The following is a 17,307-nucleotide window of genomic DNA, read 5'->3' as shown; positions in this document are numbered from 1 at the left end:
CCCGCCCCCATGTCCGTTCCGCGCGCCGCCCGTTCGGGACCGAAACCGTTTTCCGGTCTTGTCCGGACCCGCTTACCATGCGCGCATTCGTACGGTAGCCCGCCCGAGACCCCTCGTCCGCCCCGGCTGCCGCAACTCGTCCCAGAAACGGTACCGGTGTCCATATCCCCTGCCCGCGAACCCGGCGACCCCGAGGGCCCCTCCGGGGGGCCCGCCCCCTCCGGAACACCGACCCCCTCCGGGCCGCCCGCCCCCTCCGGGGCACCGAACCTCACCGGGTCACCGACCCCCTCCGGGTCACCGACCCCCTCGGGCTCACCCAACCCTGACGAGGCAGCGGCCCCTTACGGGCCACCCGCCCCCTCCGCGGCGCCGACCCCCTCCGGGTCACACGCCACGTCCGGGGCGCCGACCCCCTACGGGCCGCCTGACCCCTCCCGGGCACCGACCCCCCACGGGACACCAAACCCCTACGCCCTCAACGGACTCCCCACCCCCCACACCCCCTACGCACCCCCCACCCCCACCAACCCCTTCGCGATCGCCTCCCTCGTCACCGGCATCCTCTGCTGTCTTCCCGGTGTCGGTCTCGTTCTGGGGCTCGTCGCGCTCGTGCAGGTTCGCAAGCGGGGGCAGCGGGGGCGGGCCGCGGCCGTTGTCGGGAGTGCGCTCTCCGGCGTCGGCCTCGCGCTCGCCGTCCTGTTGCTCACCACCGGGGCCACGGGCTGGATGTGGCACCACGTCAAGGACGGCGTGCGCGAGAGCGTGAACCTTTCGCTGGCCAAGGGCGACTGCTTCGACTCCGGCGGTGGCGACCTGGGGAGGGCCGTCCACGACATCCGTACGGTGCCCTGCGAGGGCGCGCACGAGGGCGAGGTCTTCGCCACCTTCACGATGGGCAACGGCCCCTACCCCGGCGACGACGCCGTGCTGGACGCCGCCGAACGCTGCGTCGGCCTGCTGGACGCCTATGCGATGGACGGCTGGGCGCTTCCCGACGACGTCGACGTCTTCCACCTGAGCCCGTCGAGGGAGACCTGGTCGCTCGGTGACCGCAGGATCACCTGCGTACTCGGCAGCACCACCGAGGGCGGCACCCTCACCGGCTCGCTCCGCGCCGACCGGACCACTCTCGACGCCCACCAGGTCGCCTACCTGAAAGGGGCTCACACACTGAACGTCGCTCTCGGCTCCGAGCCCGACACCGAACTCGTCGAGGACGACCTGCCGGGTCACAAGGCGTGGGCCCGTCGCGTCTCCAGCGCCCTGGCCACCTGGTCGCACACCCTGCGCGCCCACCCCTGGCCCGCCGCCGCCCGCGCCCCCATGGCCGACATGGCCGCCCGGCTGGACAAGGCCCGCGCCCTCTGGGACAAGGCGGCCCGCGCCACCGATGCCGAGGCGTTCTACGTGTCCTACGACGCCGGTCTCACCATGATCGACGGGGACGCCGACATCCCCGCCCGCGAGTCGCTGAAGCTGGCGACCACCCCTCCCGGTTCCGGCGGCCAGGACACCGGCGGCGACGCGGGGGACGACGGCTCCGAGGTGTGATCACGGCCGGACGGGGGAGCCTTCGGCGGAGAAAATCGCTGGACGCAGGTGTGCGCGCCCCCTCGTCATCACATCGAGTGATTCTCTGGCCTTTGCTTGCATGGCACAACCCACGGTTGCCAGGCTGTTGCTGTCTGTACAACCTGATGGGAGCGGCCCGTGACATTCGGTGAGCAGCCGGCGTACCTGCGCGTGGCGGGTGATCTCCGCCAGAAGATCGTCGACGGTTCACTGCCGCCCCATACCCGCCTCCCGTCGCAGGCCCGCATCCGCGAGGAGTACGGCGTCTCGGACACGGTCGCGCTGGAGGCCCGCAAGGTGCTGATGGCCGAGGGGCTGGTCGAGGGGCGGTCCGGCTCGGGGACGTATGTGCGCGAGCGCCCGGTGCCGCGCAGTGTGGCGCGCTCGGGGTACCGCCCGCAGGGCGGCGCCACCCCCTTCCGGCAGGAGCAGGCCGACGCGACCGCGCGCGGCACCTGGGAGTCCAGCAGCGAGCGCGCCGAGGCGGGGGCCGGGGTGGCGGAGCGGCTCGGGATCAAGCCGGGCGAGCCGGTGATGCGCACCAAGTACCTGTTCCGGGACGCCGGGGAGCCGATGATGCTCTCCACTTCCTGGGAGCCGCTCGCGGTGACCGGCCGCACTCCGGTCATGCTGCCCGAGGAGGGCCCGCTCGGCGGGATGGGCGTGGTCGAGCGGATGCGCGCCATCGACGTGATCGTGGACAACGTCACCGAGGAGGTCGGCGCCCGCCCCGGCCTCGCGGAGGAACTCCTCCTGCTCGGTGGCGTTCCCGGCCATGTCGTCCTGGTCATCCAGCGCACCTACTACGCCTCGGGCCGCCCGGTGGAGACCGCCGACGTCGTCATCCCGGCCGACCGCTACCAGGTCGCGTACCACCTGTCCGTGCGGTAGCGGGTCGTCGTGAGGTAGCGCACACGGGACGCGCTCCCCGGGGGCGTGCCCCGGCGTGCGAATCCCGCGCCTCCTGTCGTCGCCGCACGGCTGTCCGGCCGTCGTCCCTGGTGGGCGGCGGTCGCGGCCGTTCCCGGGGGCACTTCCCCGACGCGGCGCGTTCGATTCCGTGCGCCCCCCTGCGTTCTGGCCGGTTGCGTACCTCTTCGTGAAAAGCCGTATTCGCTGTGTGAAGGTTGGGCGTACGCTCGGGCATATGCGTATTGCGGTTTCCTCGGGCGGGACACCTTGGAGCCCCGGAGCGGAGAGCGGGTGGGGCGGGTGCTTAGGGGCACGGGAAGGGAAACGGTGGGGGCGATGAACGAGGGTGCGGTCCTTCTGCCCTGGCTCGTCATACGGCAGGACGACAACGGCAATCGCTACCGGGTCGGCCGGTACGCGACGCGGGCGGAGGCCCAGAAGATGGCCGACAGTCTCGACGGCCACGGGCACAAGCAGCTCTACAGCGTGGAGCGCGTGAGCCAGCACGGCGAGAGCACGCGCAACTGACCCCGCGCGCGCTCCCGTAGGCTCCGGACCATGACCGAACGGATCGTGGTGGTGGGAGCCGCCCTGCTCGACGGGGACCGGCTGCTCGCCGCACGCCGCAGCGCGCCCCCGGAGCTGGCCGGCCGCTGGGAGCTGCCCGGCGGCAAGGTCGAGCCCGGCGAGCGGCCCGACGACGCCCTGGTGCGCGAACTGCGCGAGGAACTCGGCGTCGACGCCGAGGCGGTCGAACGCGTGCCGGGGGAGTGGCCCCTGAAAAACCCTTACGTGCTCTGGGTGTGGACCGCCCGGCTCCGTCCGGGTTCCCCCGGACCCGAGGCCCTCCAGGACCACGACGAACTGCGCTGGCTCACCCCCGACCACCTCTGGGACGTGCCCTGGCTCGACCAGGACGTCCCGGCCGTCCGGGAGATCGCCGCCCGCCTCGGCGCGCAGGCGCGCTGACCGGCGTACGGGGTGCGTCGCCCGGCATACGCGGCTGAAGCCGGACCGGGGGCACCGAGGCTGTACGCCGTTCGTGCCACAGTGCCCCCACCCGCGCGGTACTGCCCACCGGATACCGGGTATGTGGCCAGTAACCCCATGAAATCGGACATGGGTGGGCTCCCTTGCCTGGGAAGTGATCGGCGTGTTCGACACCGAGGGCGACTGCGCCGAATGGACGTTCCCCCCGGAACCCGGCGCGGTGCGCGCGGCCCGTGCCGTGGTCCGGGGCCAGTTGCGCCGCTGGCACCTGGACTCCCTCGCCGATCTGACGGCGTTGCTGGTCAGCGAGCTGGTGACCAACTCCCTGCGGCACGCGGACGGCCCGATCGGGCTGCGTCTGGTGCGGTCGGCGGGACTCGGCGGGGCGCTCCTGGTGGAGGTCTCCGACCAGGTGCCGGACCCGCCGCGCGAGCGGATCGCGCGGCCCGAGGACGAGAGCGGGCGGGGCCTGGCGCTCGTCGCCGGTTCCTCCGCCCGCTGGGGCACCCGGCCCGGCGGGAGCGGCAAGACCGTCTGGTTCGAACTGGCGATTCCCGAATGATGCCTCCACCCGCCCGACGACCCGGAGCGCGGGCGGGTGCATCAGGGGCACGGCGGGGGTGAGCCGGGGGTACGGAGGGGGTGCGCGCGCCCCGGCGTGGGTCGGCTCGTGCCCCGGTGCGCAAGCGCGTTGCCGGGCGCGTGGTTCGAGGCCGTGTTCCCTGGTTAGAAGACTGGAAGTGTTGTCGCGGCGCGGTCCGGAAGGCACCCGTACCGAGCTGTGATCGTGAACACCGTGTTGTGCGGCGCCGTAGTGCTGGATACTGCGGGCAGCCGCCCCCGGTGACCGGTGCCGGACGCGGTGAGCTGGAGGGGACGGTTCGCGTGAGCGGGATACCAGCGAAGGCCACGGAGTCCGAGGACCCGTCGGACGCCGCGAGGGGCCGGGCCGCCGAGGAGGCGGCCCCCGCCGACATGTGGCAGAGCAGTCCGCCCGGCTCGATGTACGACTACATAAAGGTCGCGTCCTTCTCCCTCAGCCCCGGCGGGCTGATCGAGCAGTGGAGCCTGCGCGCCGAACAGCTCTTCGGCATCCCCGCGAGCCGTGCCGTGGGGCTCGACCCGATCGAGGCGTTTGTCGACCCCGACCTGCGCAGTCGCGGTCAGCGCAAGATGGCCGAGATCCTGGACGGGCGGGAGTGGACCGGTGTGGTCCCCTTCCGGATGCCGGACGGGGAGGACGGCTCGCGCGGCGAGGAGGGCCTGGCGGAGGTCTACGTCATGCCCACCCGTACCGCCGAGGGCGACAAGGCCGCCGTCTGCATCGTGGTGGACGTGCGGACCCTGCGCAGCATCGAGACCGACCTCGCCGCCTCGCAGGCGATATTCGGCCAATCTCCGTTCGGGTTCCTGCTGATCGACACCGATCTGCGGGTGCGCCGGGCCAACACGCGGTTCGCGTCGATCTTCGGCGGCACCCCGGACGACCACCGGGGCAAGGGCGTGCACGACTACCTGCCGCGTGCCGAGGCGGACCGGGTCTCGGCCACCATGCGCCGGGTGCTGGAGTCCGGCGAGTCCATCACCGACATGCATGTCACCGGCTTCGTACCGGACTCCGACGAGCGCCGGCACTGGTCCATCAACCTCTACCGCGTGCACAGCGGCAGCGGGCGCCCCATCGGCGTGGCCTGGCTCGGCACCGACATCACCGCCCGGCGCGAGGCCGCCCGCGAGGCCGCCTCCGCGCGGCGCAACCTCGCCCTGCTCAACGAGGCCGGCGCCCGCATCGGGAACTCGCTCGACCTGGAGACGACCGCCCGCGAACTGCTCGACGTGGTCGTCCCCGGCTTCTGCGACCTGGCCACCGTCGACCTGTACCAGGCGCTGCTGACCGGTGACGAGGCCCCGCCCAAGCTGGCCGACGGCAGCGCGGAACTGCGCCGGGTCGCCTTCGCCAGCGCCGTATCCGACGCGCCCTTCGGCGGGTCGGGGGAGCGGGTGGAGCTGGGCGCGGTGCACCGCTTCCCGTTCAACTCGCCCTGCGCGGACGCCCTGCGCACCGCCCGCCCGCAGCGGGTGCCCGCCGAGGAGGGCGGCCTTGTGCAGTCCACGCTCGCCGTGCCGATGGTCGCGCACGACACCGTGGTGGGCATCGTGCAGTTCGCCCGCACCAAGGGCAGCGAGCCGTTCGGGGACCGTGACCGCGACCTCGCGGTGGAGCTGGCCGCGCGCGCCGCCGTCTGCATCGACAACGCCCGGCTCTACCGGCGCGAGCACGAACGCGCGCTGATACTCCAGCGGTCCCTGCTGCCGCCCGGCGACCCCGAGGCGTCCGGCCTGGACATCGCCTGCCGCTACCTGCCCGGCAACGCGGCCACCGAGGTCGGCGGCGACTGGTTCGACGTCATCGAACTCCCCGGCCACCGCACCGCGTTGGTGGTCGGCGACGTGATGGGACGCGGTCTGCGCGCGGCCGTGGCGATGGGTGAACTCCGTACGGCGGTGCGCACCCTGGCCCTGCTCGACCTGGAGCCGGCCGAGGTGCTCTCCGCGCTGGACGAGATCGCCCGCGGCCTCGGCACCCCCGGCGGCGTCCAGCAGGCCACCCGCGCGGCGCGCCAGCCGCGCGACGCCGACCTGTGCGAGGTCTACCTCGCCACCTGTGTGTACGCGGTCTACGACTCCGTCACCCGGCGCTGCACCTTCGCCAACGCGGGCCATCTGCCGCCGGTGCTGGTGGAGCCCGGCGAGACCGCGCTGATGCTGGACGTGCCGCCCGGCATGCCGCTGGGCGTGGGCGGCGAGCCGTTCGAGGAGGTGGAGGTCGAGCTGCCCGAGGGCGCCCTGCTCGCCCTCTACACCGACGGCCTGGTCGAGTCCCGCGACCATCCGCTGGACGAAGGGCTCCAGGCGTTCGTGCAGGCGCTCACCGACCCCTCCCAGCCGCTGGAGGACGTCTGCGACCACGTCCTGAACAGCCTCGACACCCGGCACGGCGAGGACGACATCGCGCTGCTCATGGCCCGCGTCCAGGGCCTGCCCACCGAGTCGGTCGGTGACTGGACGCTGCCCCGCGAGCCGCGCAGCGTGGGCCGGGCCCGCGAGTACGCGCGGGCCCAACTGCTGAGCTGGGACCTCGAACCGCTGGTCGACACCACGGAACTCCTGGTCAGCGAGCTGGTGACCAACGCCCTGCGGTACGGCGAGGGGGAGATCAGGCTCCGGCTGCTGCTGGACCGCACCCTGGTCTGTGAGGTGTGGGACGCGGGCCTGGTCCAGCCCCGCAGGCGGCGCGCCCGTGACACCGACGAGGGCGGACGGGGCCTGCAACTGGTCGGCCTGCTCAGTGCGGCCTGGGGCTCCCGCCGCACCCCGCGCGGCAAGACGGTGTGGTTCGAGCTGCCGCTCCCCGGCGGAGACAGCCCCCTGACCGACCCGGCGGAGGCGCTGCTCAGCCTGTTCTGAGGGACCCCGCGGAAGCCCGCGCCGCTCAGTCCGTTCCGGGCCGGAGGCGGTCGGACGCCGGTGTCCCGTGCGTCCGTACGTCCCGTTCGGCCAGTTCCCGCGCCCGCTGGGCGAGGACCGCCGCCTCGACGGGGTGGGGGATGGCGAGGGTGCGTACCGCTGTCGCGAGGAGGGAGCGGGGGTCGGCGCCGATCGCGCCCCGGTGCACGGTGACGAAGTCCTCCGCCTCTCCGACGGCGGCCCGGGCGACCAGGTCGGCGGCGGTGTCCAGCGCTCCGCTCCGGGCATCCGGCAGCCGGACCAGGGCGCGGGTGATCCGGCGCAGGGCGTCCAGCGGGTCGTACGGGCCCGCCGTCAGCTCCTCGCGTACGGCGGCAAGGGTGTCGTCGGCCCCGGAGGGGACCGGTGTGCCCGTGGCCCGTGCCCGCGCCAGTGCCGCCTCCGCCCCGGTCAGCGCGGCCGGTACCAGTGCCGCCGCCTCCCGCAGCCGACGGACCGTGCGGTCCAGCCCGGCCACCAGAACCCCGGCCTGCGCCACCGCCCCCTCGGCGGCCCGGAGTTGGCGTACCGCGCGCTCCTCCTCGCCCGAGTCGGCCGCGCGGCGGGCCTCGTTGAGCCGGGCGGTGGCGAACACCAGCCGGTCCATGGCCTCTTCGACGCACCCGGCGGCCCGCGCGCCGACGTAGGGCCCGTACCGCTCGCGCAGTTCCGAGGCCGTGGCCCGCGCGCCCGCCGCACGCGCCGCCAGTCCGCGGAACGCCTCCTCCGCCACCTCCAGCGCCGTACCCGCCTCCGGCCGGCGCAGCCGGTCCAGCTCCCCGGCCCGCGCGTCCAGCACCCGCCCCGCCTCCGCGCACCGGCCGACGATCCCGGCCAGGGCCTGCCTGCGGTCGCCGGGGTCGCGCGGTTCGCCCTCCTCGTACCGGTGCCACAGGGCGAAGGCGGCGGAGAGTTCCGCGCGGGCGGTGCGGATCGCGTGGCGGAAGCGAGCGACGGTGCGCTCGTCCGTGAGCGCGGCCGCGAAGGGCAGCTCCTCCTCGCTCGCCCGGACCCTGTCGTCGGCCCGGACCAGGGCCTCGCGGGCCTGGCGGTCGGAGTCGGCCGGGGCCGGAGCGGCCGGTGCAAAGGAGGCGGCGCCGGAGGAGCGGCGGCCCCGGCGTACATAGCTGTACGCGGCCACGGCACCGGCGGTGCCGAGCACGGCGACCGGGAGGATCAGGTCGACGGCGGAGGACCCCTCGTCCCCAGGGGCCGCGAGGGCGGCCGGGGCGGTGGGGGGCGCGGACGCGGTCGCCGGTTCCTGGGCCGCGAGCACCGGGATGGCGAGCCAGCCCGCCCCCGCGACCGCGCCGACGAGCGCGTGCGCGACCCGCACGCGTATGTGCGCCGTGGCGTGCCGGGGGCGGCCCCGGACCAGGGAGGACGTCACTTTGGGAGCGTATGGGCGCCTTCGCGGCCCCGCGAGCCGACGGGGTTGCGCCGCACGGGTGGGGTTGCCGCGCGGCGCGGTCGTGTCGCCCCGCTTCCCCCGGCGCTGTCGTTTTCAGTGGGCGCATAGATCTGATCAGCTCCATATACCGCCAAAAGTGATCAACACGCCCGCGGCTTTCCGGAGGTAGCAGAGATGTCCCACGACGGCGTCGGCTCACGCGCGGTCCTGCGCGCGACCGCCTTCCTCACCGCGGGCGCCCTCGCGGTGCCCCTCCTCGCCGGCTGCGGCTCGGACGAGAAGGCCGGCCGCCCGCTGGCCGGACCGGACATCGCCCACGTCACCCGTGACAAGGTCGTGGCGGGCGGCACCGTGAAGTGGGCCGTGGACGCGCTGCCGGAGACGCTCAACACCTACCAGGCCGACGCCGACGCGGGCACCACCCGGGTCGCCCAGGCCACCCTCCCCTCGATGTTCCAGCTCGACGCGAACGGCCGCCCGGCGGCGAACCCCGCCTACCTGGAGTCCGCCAAGGTCATCGAGACCGAGCCGCGCCAGGTCGTGCTCTACAAGCTGAACCAGCAGGCCGTCTGGAGCGACGGACGCGAGATCGGCGCCGCCGACTTCGTCGCCCAGTGGCGCGCCCTGTCCGGCAAGGACAGCGCCTTCTGGACCGCCCGCAACGCCGGGTACGACCGCATCTCCAAGATCGAGCGCGGTGCCAGCGACCTCCAGGTCCGGGTCACCTTCTCGCGTCCGTACGCCGACTGGAAGTCGCTGTTCTCCCCGCTGTACCCGAAGGACGTCATGGGCACCCCGGACGCCTTCAACGACGGCGCCCGGCGCAAGCTCAGGACCAGTGCGGGCCCCTTCCGGGTGGACAAGGTCGACACCGCCTCCAAGGACGTCGTCCTCACCCGCAACCCGCGCTGGTGGGGGCAGCCCGCCAAGCTCGACAGGATCGTGCTGCACACCGTCCCGCGCGACGAGCGGGCCACCGCGCTGGCCGACGGCACGGTCGACGTCGCCGACGTGGACCCCTCCACGGCCGGGCGGATCAACGGCGCCGCGGGTGGCGCCGGGACCGGCAGCCCGCTCGTGGGCGGCGGCAAGACCTCCGCCAAGAAGCTCCGCTCCTGGGCGCTCGCCCACGGTCTGCCGGCGGAGAAGGTCGAGCACGCGGGCCGGAAGAAGCTGCGCAAGGCCATCACCCGGTACCTGGAGGAGCAGGACGGGCTCCGCTCCTACGAGGTGCGCAAGTCCCTGGAGCCCGCCTACACCCAGCTCGCCCTGAACGGCGCCGGGGGCCTGCTCGCCGACGAGCGGGTACGCCGGGCCGTGGCCCGCGCGCTGGACCGCAAGGAGCTGGCCAAGCTGGTGCTGACCCCGCTCGGCCTGCCCGCCGAGCCGGTCGGCAGCCACCTGGCGCTGGAGGGCCAGCCCGCCTACGCCGACAACAGCGACGCCCTCGGCGGCCAGGACACCAAGGAGGCGCAGGCCCTGCTCTCGGACGCGGGCTGGGTGCCGGGCGGGCCGGTCAAGACGGAGAAGAAGGGCGACAAGGCCGCCGGACCCGAGAGCAGCACCAAGGAGGACGACGACCAGTCCGAGGGCGGCAAGGACGGCGAGTACGTCGTCGGCGAGGACGACAAGAACAGCGACGGCAAGAACAGCGACGGCGAGAACAGCGACGGCAAGAACGAGCAGGGCGACGGCACCGGCCGCCACCTCGCCCAGGACGGCAAGCAGTACACCGGCCAGGGCGGTGCCCCCGGCGCCTACGCCCCCAAGGGCACCGCCGCCCCGGCGGGCGCGGTCAACGGGCCGCTCGCCAAGGACGGCCAGGCGCTCAACCTGCGCTTCGTGCTCCCCACCGGCGCGGGCTCGGAGACCCTGAACACCGTGGCCGGGCGGATCTCCGCGATGCTGGAGAAGGTCGGCATCCGCACCACCCTCATCAAGGTCCCGGACGAGAGCTACTTCAAGGACCACATCGCGGCCGGCGACTTCGACCTCGCCCTCTACTCCTGGCCCGCCTCCGCCTTCCCGGCAACCGACGCGCGCCCGATCTTCGCCAAGCCCGCGCCCGCCGCCGACGGCTCGGTGAACGTCGAGCAGAACTACACCCGGGTCGGCACCGACCAGGTGGACCAGCTCTTCGACCAGGCCGCCTCCACGCTGGACGAGGACGAGTCCCGCGACCTCATCCGCAAGGCCGACACCCGCATCTGGGCGGCCGCCGGCTCCATCCCGCTCTACCAGCGCCCCCAGCTCGTCGGCGTACGGAAGACCCTGGTCAACACGGGTGCCTTCGGGTTCCAGGCGCCGGTCTACGAGGACATGGGCTTCCTGAAGAAGGGCGCGAAGGTCTCACCCAGCCCGACCGGGAACTGACCCCTGGTCCCACCCCTGACCGCACCCCTGTTTTCCCCGGAAATCGGGCCCCGTGGCCCTGCGGAGGCCGTCCCCCGCAGGGCCACGTACCATGGGGTGAGGCCGTGGCGTGTCCAGCCCGGCAGGTCCCGCGCAAGAGAATCCCGCGCAGGGCAGTCCGCACACTCCCGGGAGTACGCCGCAATATGGCCACGCGCCACGACATCCGTAACGTCGCCATCGTCGCTCACGTCGACCATGGCAAGACCACCATCGTCGACGGCATGCTGAAGCAGGCCGGCGCGTTCGCCGCTCACCAGCTCGACTCCGTCGACGACCGCATGATGGACTCGAACGACCTGGAGCGTGAGAAGGGCATCACGATCCTCGCCAAGAACACGGCGGTGAAGTACCACCCCAAGGACGGCGGCGAGCCGATCACGATCAACATCATCGACACCCCCGGCCACGCCGACTTCGGTGGCGAGGTCGAGCGTGGTCTGTCGATGGTCGACGCCGTCGTCCTGCTCGTCGACGCCTCCGAGGGTCCGCTGCCGCAGACCCGCTTCGTGCTGCGCAAGGCCCTCCAGCAGCGGCTTCCGGTCATCCTGTGCATCAACAAGACGGACCGCCCGGACTCGCGCATCGACGAGGTCGTCAACGAGACCTACGACCTCTTCCTCGACCTGGACGCGGACGAGGAGCAGATCGAGTTCCCGATCGTCTACGCCTGCGGCCGTGACGGCATCGCGTCGCTGACCAAGCCGGAGAACGGCACGGTCCCGGCGGACTCCGACAGCCTGGAGCCGTTCTTCTCCACGATCCTGGAGCACGTCCCGGCCCCCACGTACGAGGAGGACGCGCCGCTCCAGGCCCACGTCACCAACCTCGACGCGGACAACTTCCTCGGCCGTATCGCGCTGCTCCGCGTCGAGCAGGGCGAGCTGCGCAAGGGGCAGACGGTCGCCTGGATCAAGCGTGACGGCACCGTCCAGAACGTCCGCATCACCGAGCTGATGATGACCGAGGCGCTCACCCGCAAGCCGGCCGAGGTGGCGGGCCCCGGTGACATCTGCGCCGTCGCCGGTATCCCGGACATCATGATCGGTGAGACCCTCGCCGACCCGGAGAACCCCGTCGCGCTCCCGCTGATCACGGTGGACGAGCCCGCGATCTCCATGGTCATCGGTACCAACACCTCGCCGCTGGTCGGCCGCGGCGGCACCGGCAAGGGCGCGGACGCCAAGTCCGCGGTCAAGGACCGCAAGGTCACCGCCCGCCAGGTCAAGGACCGCCTCGACCGCGAGCTGATCGGTAACGTCTCCCTCCGCGTGCTCGACACCGACCGCCCGGACGCCTGGGAGGTCCAGGGCCGCGGTGAGCTGGCGCTCGCCATCCTGGTCGAGCAGATGCGCCGCGAGGGCTTCGAGCTGACCATCGGCAAGCCCCAGGTCGTCACCCAGGTGATCGACGGCAAGGTGTACGAGCCGGTCGAGCGCATGACGATCGACGTCCCCGAGGAGCACATGGGCGCGGTCACGCAGCTCATGGGCGTCCGCAAGGGCCGGATGGACAACATGTCCAACCACGGCTCCGGCTGGGTCCGTCTGGAGTTCGTCGTCCCCTCCCGCGGCCTCATCGGCTTCCGCACGGAGTTCCTGACCAACACCCGCGGTACGGGCATCGCCCACTCCATCCACGAGGGCCACGAGCCGTGGTTCGGCAACCTCCAGACCCGTAACAACGGCTCCCTGGTCGCCGACCGCGCCGGCTCCGTCACCGCGTTCGCGATGACGAACCTCCAGGAGCGCGGCGTGCTCTTCACCGAGCCCGGCACCGAGGTGTACGAGGGCATGATCGTCGGCGAGAACTCGCGCTCCGACGACATGGACGTCAACATCACCAAGGAGAAGAAGCTCACGAACATGCGGTCCGCGTCGGCCGACTCGTTCGAGGCGATCGTCCCGCCGCGCAAGCTCTCCCTGGAGCAGTCGCTGGAGTTCTGCCGCGACGACGAGTGCGTCGAGGTGACCCCGGAGGCGGTTCGCATCCGCAAGGTCGTCCTCGACCAGAAGGAGCGCGGCCGCACCGCGAGCCGTGCCAAGCACAACTGACGACTGAACAACTCGGCGTGACCGCCGAGTGGTTGAGCCCGGCCGTCCCCGTCTCGGGGGCGGCCGGGCTTTTTCGCAACCGCTTATTTCCCGCCGCCGGGCCCTCCGGTGTCCGGAACGCGGAGATCCCGGACCGATAGCCATGTAACACGTCCGTTTCGCGGCCTTCCGTAGGGGAGCCGTTTGTCCGGTTTTTGGAAGTTCCGCCCGTCAGTCGTGACTGAATCGAGATTTAAAGACAGTGGTCGCCACTTGGCGCATGTCACATAGTTAGCCGCGTACCGCTCGGGTCAACGGAGGCTGTTCGTCGCTTCCAGCGGTGTGATCCGGCCCTAGAACTACGCGCGTCCGACTGCGAGTTCGCGCGCTGTCCAGCAATCCCGGAACCTCCCGCACTCATATCTGCGAAACGGACGAACCGTGACAAGTCCTATCGACATCGAGGGCGGCGGGACTTCGGTCGTCGTCGACGGCGAACCAGGGCCGCCGGCGAAGACCGAGACCGTCCAGCTCGAGGGCCGTTCTCCCGGCCGGCTGATGTGGATGCGCTTCAAGCGCGACCGCACCGGCGTGATCTCGGCCTGTGTCGTGCTCTTCTTCTTCCTGATCGGGCTGCTCGCCCCGCTGATCTCCAAGCTGTACGGCAAGGACCCGTACACGGTGTACGCGGACGAGCGTCCCGAGCTGTTCGACAGTGCGGGCGTCCCGGTGCAGCCCAACGGCGGTATCAGCGGCGAGTTCTGGTTCGGGCTCGAACCGGGCAACGGCTACGACGTCTTCACCAAGCTGCTCTTCGGCATCCGCACCTCGCTGATGATCTCGCTCGCGGTCACCGTCACCGTCGTCCTCACCGGCATCCTGCTCGGGGTCGCGGCCGGATACCTGGGCGGGCGCACCGACTTCGTCATCGGCCGGGTCATCGACTTCCTGCTCGCCTTCCCGGCGCAGTTGTTCTTCATCGCCAGCATGCCGGTCGTCGTCTCGCTGTTCGTCAGCCCCCGCGACGAGACCCCCACCTACGTCCGGGTACTGGCGCTGATCATCGTCCAGTGGTTCCTCGGCTGGATGAGCCTCGCCCGCATTCTGCGCGGCACCTCACTCGCCCTGCGGGAGCGGGAGTTCATCGAGGCGGCCAGGGTCAGCGGGGCCTCGTCGTGGCGGATCATCCGCAAGGAGATCCTGCCGAACGTGGTCACCCCGCTGCTGGTGCAGGCGACCTACCTGCTGCCCTCCTTCGTCACCGCCGAGGCCGGGCTCTCCTTCCTGGGCGTGGGCATCGTCGAACCGACGCCGGACTGGGGACAGATGTTCTCCAAGGCGTCCACGGAACTGGTGATGCAGAACGACATCACCTACATGTTCTTCCCGGGCATCTCGATGATCATCTTCATCGTGGCGTTCAACCTGCTCGGGGACTCGGTCAGGGACGCGTTCGACCCCAAGACCGCCCGCTGACCGGGCACTTCACAGCACCACAGCACCTCGCACAGCACTACCAGCAGTTTCTTTCGCACTGGTGACACAGGAACGCACTGGTGACACAGAGATGGGTGGGAACCTCGTGATGAGTAGGGGCGGACGCCACACATACGGCGCACTCTCCGTGCTCGCGGCCGGAGCGCTTGTGCTCACCGGTTGCAGCAAGGGTGGCAGCGACGGCGGCGACGACGACAAGAAGCAGCAGCAGAACGCCCAGCGCCAGCAGGCGCTGATCAAGTTCGGGGACGAGAAGGCGTCCACCGGACCGGCGGCCGAGGTGCCCGGCGCCAAGTCCGGCGGCACCCTGGAGGTCCTCCAGCGCGACAGCTACGCGCACCTCGACCCGGGACAGATCTACGTGGCCGACGAGGGCGCGCTCGCCACCCTGCTGCACCGCGGTCTCACCGGCTACAAGGCGACCAGCAACGACGGCAGCAAGCACGAGGTCGTCGGCGACCTCGCCACCGACTCGGGCACCACCACCGACGGCGGCAAGACCTGGAAGTACACGCTCAAGGACGGCATCAAGTTCCAGGACGGCACGCCGATCACGTCCAAGGACGTCCGGCACTCCGTCGAGCGGCTCTTCGCGCCCTTCATCAACCAGGGCCCGACCTTCCTCCAGCAGTGGCTCGCCGACTCGCCGGGCGCGAGCTACCGCAAGCTGCTCAAGGACGGCCCCTACAAGGGCAAGCACCTGCCCGACTCGGTGCTCGAGACGCCGGACGACAAGACGATCGTCTTCCACTTCAAGACCCCGCACGCCGACCTGCCGTACGCGCTGGCCATGGCGGGCTACGGAGTCGTCTCGCAGAAGGGCGACACCAAGGAGCGCTACGACAAGGCGCCCGTGGCCACCGGCCCGTACAAGGTCGAGTCGTTCAAGTCCGGCAAGTCGATGGTGCTGGTGAAGAACACCAACTGGGACCCGAAGACGGACCCGATCCGCCACCAGTACATCGACCGGCTCAATTTCAGCTTCAACCAGCAGTACGAGGCGTCCACCAAGGCCCTGCTCGCCGACGGCGGCGCGGACCGGACGGGCATCAGCTTCAACAACCAGGTCGACGCGGGCAACCTGTCCTCGGTGCTCAAGGACCCCAAGCTGAAGTCCCGCACGGTCTCCGGGTACCAGTCGTTCGTGGGCCAGATGAACATCAACATGAGCCACAAGCCCATGCAGGACAAGACGGTCCGCGAGGCCATCGCCTACGCCCTGCCGGTCACCCCGTTCGTCCGTGCCTACGGCGGCACCGACGCCATGGAGGTCGCGGGCGGTCTGATCTCCCCGACCGTCTCCGGCTACGACGCCGCCTTCGACCCGTGGGGCAAGAAGAAGAAGCCCGCCGGTGACGCGGCCAAGGCCAAGGAGCTGCTGAAGAAGGCCGGCAAGCTCAACATGAAGCTGACCTTCGGCTACATCAACACCCCCGAGGGCCAGCAGTACTCCACCGCCATGGCGGCGGGCCTGAAGAAGGCCGGCTTCGACGTCCAGCGCCAGGAGATCCCGGCCGAGACCTACTACGACCAGGTCTCCAAGCTGAACAACAACTACGACATCTTCCACACCGCGTGGGGTGCCGACTGGCCGTCCGCCTCGACCGTGATCCCGCCGCTGTACGACGGCCGCGTGATCGCCGAGGGCGCGCAGAACTACTCGCAGGTCAACGACCCGAAGATCAACAGCGAGATCGACCGGATCGCCAAGATCACCGACCCGGCGAAGGCCGCGTCCGAGTGGGAGAAGCTCGACCAGTACATCGTGAAGGACGTGATCAACGTCGTCCCGACCGCGTACTACAAGCAGACCCAGATCGCCGGTTCCAAGGTCGGCGGCCTCGTCTACGACGACGTGCTCAGCGGCATCGACCCGCGTCGCCTCTTCATCAAGTAACCGCCCCCGTCCGGCATCCGGCGCGCCCCCTTCGGAGCGCGCCGGGTGCCGGGCCCCGGACCGCCGACGTCAGAGAGCTGCCCCTGTCATGCTGCGCTTCCTCGTCCGCCGGACCCTCGGTGCCGTCGTCATCCTGTTCCTGCTGAGCATCGTCACGTTCATCCTGTTCTTCGGGGTGCCCCGCGACCCGGCGCTGCTGATGTGCGGCAAGACCTGCAACCCGGAGGCCATCGAGAACATCCACCATGTGCTCGGCCTCGACAAGTCCATACCCGAGCAGTACCTGGGCTTCCTGCACAACCTGGTCCTGGGCAGTGACGGCTTCGCCCAAGGGCCGTGCCCGGCGCCCTGCTTCGGCTACTCGTACCACTCCAACGAGCCGGTCTGGGACACGCTGATCGACCGGCTGCCCACCACGGTCTCGCTGACCATCGGCAGCGCGGTGTTCTTCCTCGTCATCGGCATCGGTGCCGGACTGGTGGCCGCCTGGCGGCGCGGCACCGTGATCGACAAGATCGCGACGGCCGGCGCGATGGTCGTCTCCGGGATGCAGATCTACTTCCTCGGCCCGCTGGCCCTGGCGCTGCTCGTCTACCAGACCCACTGGTTCGAGAAGCCCGCGTACCACGAGTTCACCGCGAACCCGCTGAACTGGTTCGCGGGGCTGATCATCCCCTGGGTGATCCTCTCCACCATCTTCGCGGCGCAGTACACCCGTATGGCGCGCTCCTCGATGATCGAGCAGCTCCAGGAGGACCACGTCCGCACCGCCCGCGCCAAGGGCATGTCCCGGCGGTACGTGTTCTTCCGGTACGCCTGGCGCGGCTCGCTGATCCCGATCGTCACCATCTTCGGCATCGACCTCGGCTCGCTGCTCGGCGGCGCCATCATCACCGAGTGGACCTTCGGTCTGCCGGGCCTCGGCCAACTGTCCGTGCAGTCCGTGTTCTTCAGCGATCTGCCGCTGCTGCTGGGCGTGATGCTGTTCGCCGCCGCCATGATCCTGCTCTTCAACATCGTCGTCGACGCCGCGTACGCCTTCATCGACCCGCGCGTGCGGCTGTCCTAGGAGC

Annotated in this window: 12 protein-coding genes; 11 read left to right on the top strand and 1 reads right to left on the bottom strand. The window is 71.1% G+C overall.

All coding sequences use genetic code 11. The features are described 5' to 3' along the window. Window positions 1–9: 9 nt before the first annotated feature. From ACZ3HQ_RS02675 to ACZ3HQ_RS02650, 6 genes are all read left to right on the top strand, one after another. Entirely contained in the window at window positions 10–1,554 is a 1,545-nt protein-coding gene (locus tag ACZ3HQ_RS02675) for a DUF4190 domain-containing protein (RefSeq protein WP_467507334.1), read from the top strand. A gap of 159 nt (window positions 1,555–1,713) precedes the next feature. After that, window positions 1,714–2,466 (top strand): GntR family transcriptional regulator, encoded by a 753-nt coding sequence (locus tag ACZ3HQ_RS02670; RefSeq protein WP_467507332.1) that lies wholly within the window; start codon window positions 1,714–1,716, stop codon window positions 2,464–2,466. Between the two features lie 357 nt (window positions 2,467–2,823). Next, complete coding sequence (locus ACZ3HQ_RS02665; RefSeq protein WP_467507331.1) at window positions 2,824–3,015, top strand: SPOR domain-containing protein; 192 nt, start codon at window positions 2,824–2,826, stop codon at window positions 3,013–3,015. A gap of 30 nt (window positions 3,016–3,045) precedes the next feature. Then, the gene (locus ACZ3HQ_RS02660) at window positions 3,046–3,456 is read left to right on the top strand and encodes a (deoxy)nucleoside triphosphate pyrophosphohydrolase (protein ID WP_467507330.1); all 411 of its coding nucleotides are present in this window, start codon (window positions 3,046–3,048) and stop codon (window positions 3,454–3,456) included. 154 nt (window positions 3,457–3,610) lie between these two features. Then, complete coding sequence (locus ACZ3HQ_RS02655) at window positions 3,611–4,039, top strand: ATP-binding protein (RefSeq protein ID WP_467507328.1); 429 nt, start codon at window positions 3,611–3,613, stop codon at window positions 4,037–4,039. 323 nt (window positions 4,040–4,362) lie between these two features. After that, entirely contained in the window at window positions 4,363–6,945 is a 2,583-nt protein-coding gene (locus tag ACZ3HQ_RS02650) for a SpoIIE family protein phosphatase (protein ID WP_467507326.1), read from the top strand. 25 nt (window positions 6,946–6,970) lie between these two features. Here the strand turns inward: ACZ3HQ_RS02650 and ACZ3HQ_RS02645 are convergent, their stop codons facing one another. Further along, on the bottom strand, window positions 6,971–8,374 hold the full coding sequence (locus tag ACZ3HQ_RS02645) for a hypothetical protein (protein ID WP_467507324.1): 1,404 nt from the start codon (window positions 8,372–8,374) through the stop codon (window positions 6,971–6,973). A gap of 195 nt (window positions 8,375–8,569) precedes the next feature. On the opposite strand from ACZ3HQ_RS02645, the gene ACZ3HQ_RS02640 reads away from it, so the two are divergent. The 5 genes from ACZ3HQ_RS02640 to ACZ3HQ_RS02620 all read left to right on the top strand — a co-directional run bounded on the left by ACZ3HQ_RS02640 (window position 8,570) and on the right by ACZ3HQ_RS02620 (window position 17,303). Beyond that, the gene (locus ACZ3HQ_RS02640) at window positions 8,570–10,768 is read left to right on the top strand and encodes an ABC transporter family substrate-binding protein (RefSeq protein WP_467507322.1); all 2,199 of its coding nucleotides are present in this window, start codon (window positions 8,570–8,572) and stop codon (window positions 10,766–10,768) included. A 185-nt stretch (window positions 10,769–10,953) separates the two neighbouring features. After that, on the top strand, window positions 10,954–12,861 hold the full coding sequence (gene typA, locus ACZ3HQ_RS02635; protein WP_467507321.1) for a translational GTPase TypA: 1,908 nt from the start codon (window positions 10,954–10,956) through the stop codon (window positions 12,859–12,861). 420 nt (window positions 12,862–13,281) lie between these two features. Continuing rightward, a complete protein-coding gene (locus tag ACZ3HQ_RS02630; RefSeq protein ID WP_350898746.1) occupies window positions 13,282–14,316 on the top strand; it encodes an ABC transporter permease in 1,035 nt (344 codons plus the stop codon). 109 nt (window positions 14,317–14,425) lie between these two features. Beyond that, on the top strand, window positions 14,426–16,234 hold the full coding sequence (locus ACZ3HQ_RS02625) for an ABC transporter substrate-binding protein (RefSeq protein WP_467507318.1): 1,809 nt from the start codon (window positions 14,426–14,428) through the stop codon (window positions 16,232–16,234). A gap of 88 nt (window positions 16,235–16,322) precedes the next feature. Continuing rightward, on the top strand, window positions 16,323–17,303 hold the full coding sequence (locus tag ACZ3HQ_RS02620; RefSeq protein WP_467507317.1) for an ABC transporter permease: 981 nt from the start codon (window positions 16,323–16,325) through the stop codon (window positions 17,301–17,303). The last annotated feature ends 4 nt before the right edge of the window (window positions 17,304–17,307 follow it).

This window comes from Streptomyces sp. NPDC018263, assembly GCF_055562575.1.
This window is presented reverse-complemented; position numbering and strand designations above follow the sequence as displayed.

Excerpts from the sequence above, each read along its gene's own strand:
- ACZ3HQ_RS02675 (WP_467507334.1), top strand. The coding sequence starts at position 10 with ATGTCCGTTCCGCGCGCCGCCCGTTCGGGACCGAAACCGTTTTCCGGT.
- ACZ3HQ_RS02665 (WP_467507331.1), top strand. The coding sequence starts at position 2,824 with ATGAACGAGGGTGCGGTCCTTCTGCCCTGGCTCGTCATACGGCAGGAC.
- ACZ3HQ_RS02660 (WP_467507330.1), top strand. The coding sequence starts at position 3,046 with ATGACCGAACGGATCGTGGTGGTGGGAGCCGCCCTGCTCGACGGGGAC.
- ACZ3HQ_RS02640 (WP_467507322.1), top strand. The coding sequence starts at position 8,570 with ATGTCCCACGACGGCGTCGGCTCACGCGCGGTCCTGCGCGCGACCGCC.
- typA (WP_467507321.1), top strand. The coding sequence starts at position 10,954 with ATGGCCACGCGCCACGACATCCGTAACGTCGCCATCGTCGCTCACGTC.
- ACZ3HQ_RS02625 (WP_467507318.1), top strand. The coding sequence starts at position 14,426 with ATGAGTAGGGGCGGACGCCACACATACGGCGCACTCTCCGTGCTCGCG.
- ACZ3HQ_RS02620 (WP_467507317.1), top strand. The coding sequence starts at position 16,323 with ATGCTGCGCTTCCTCGTCCGCCGGACCCTCGGTGCCGTCGTCATCCTG.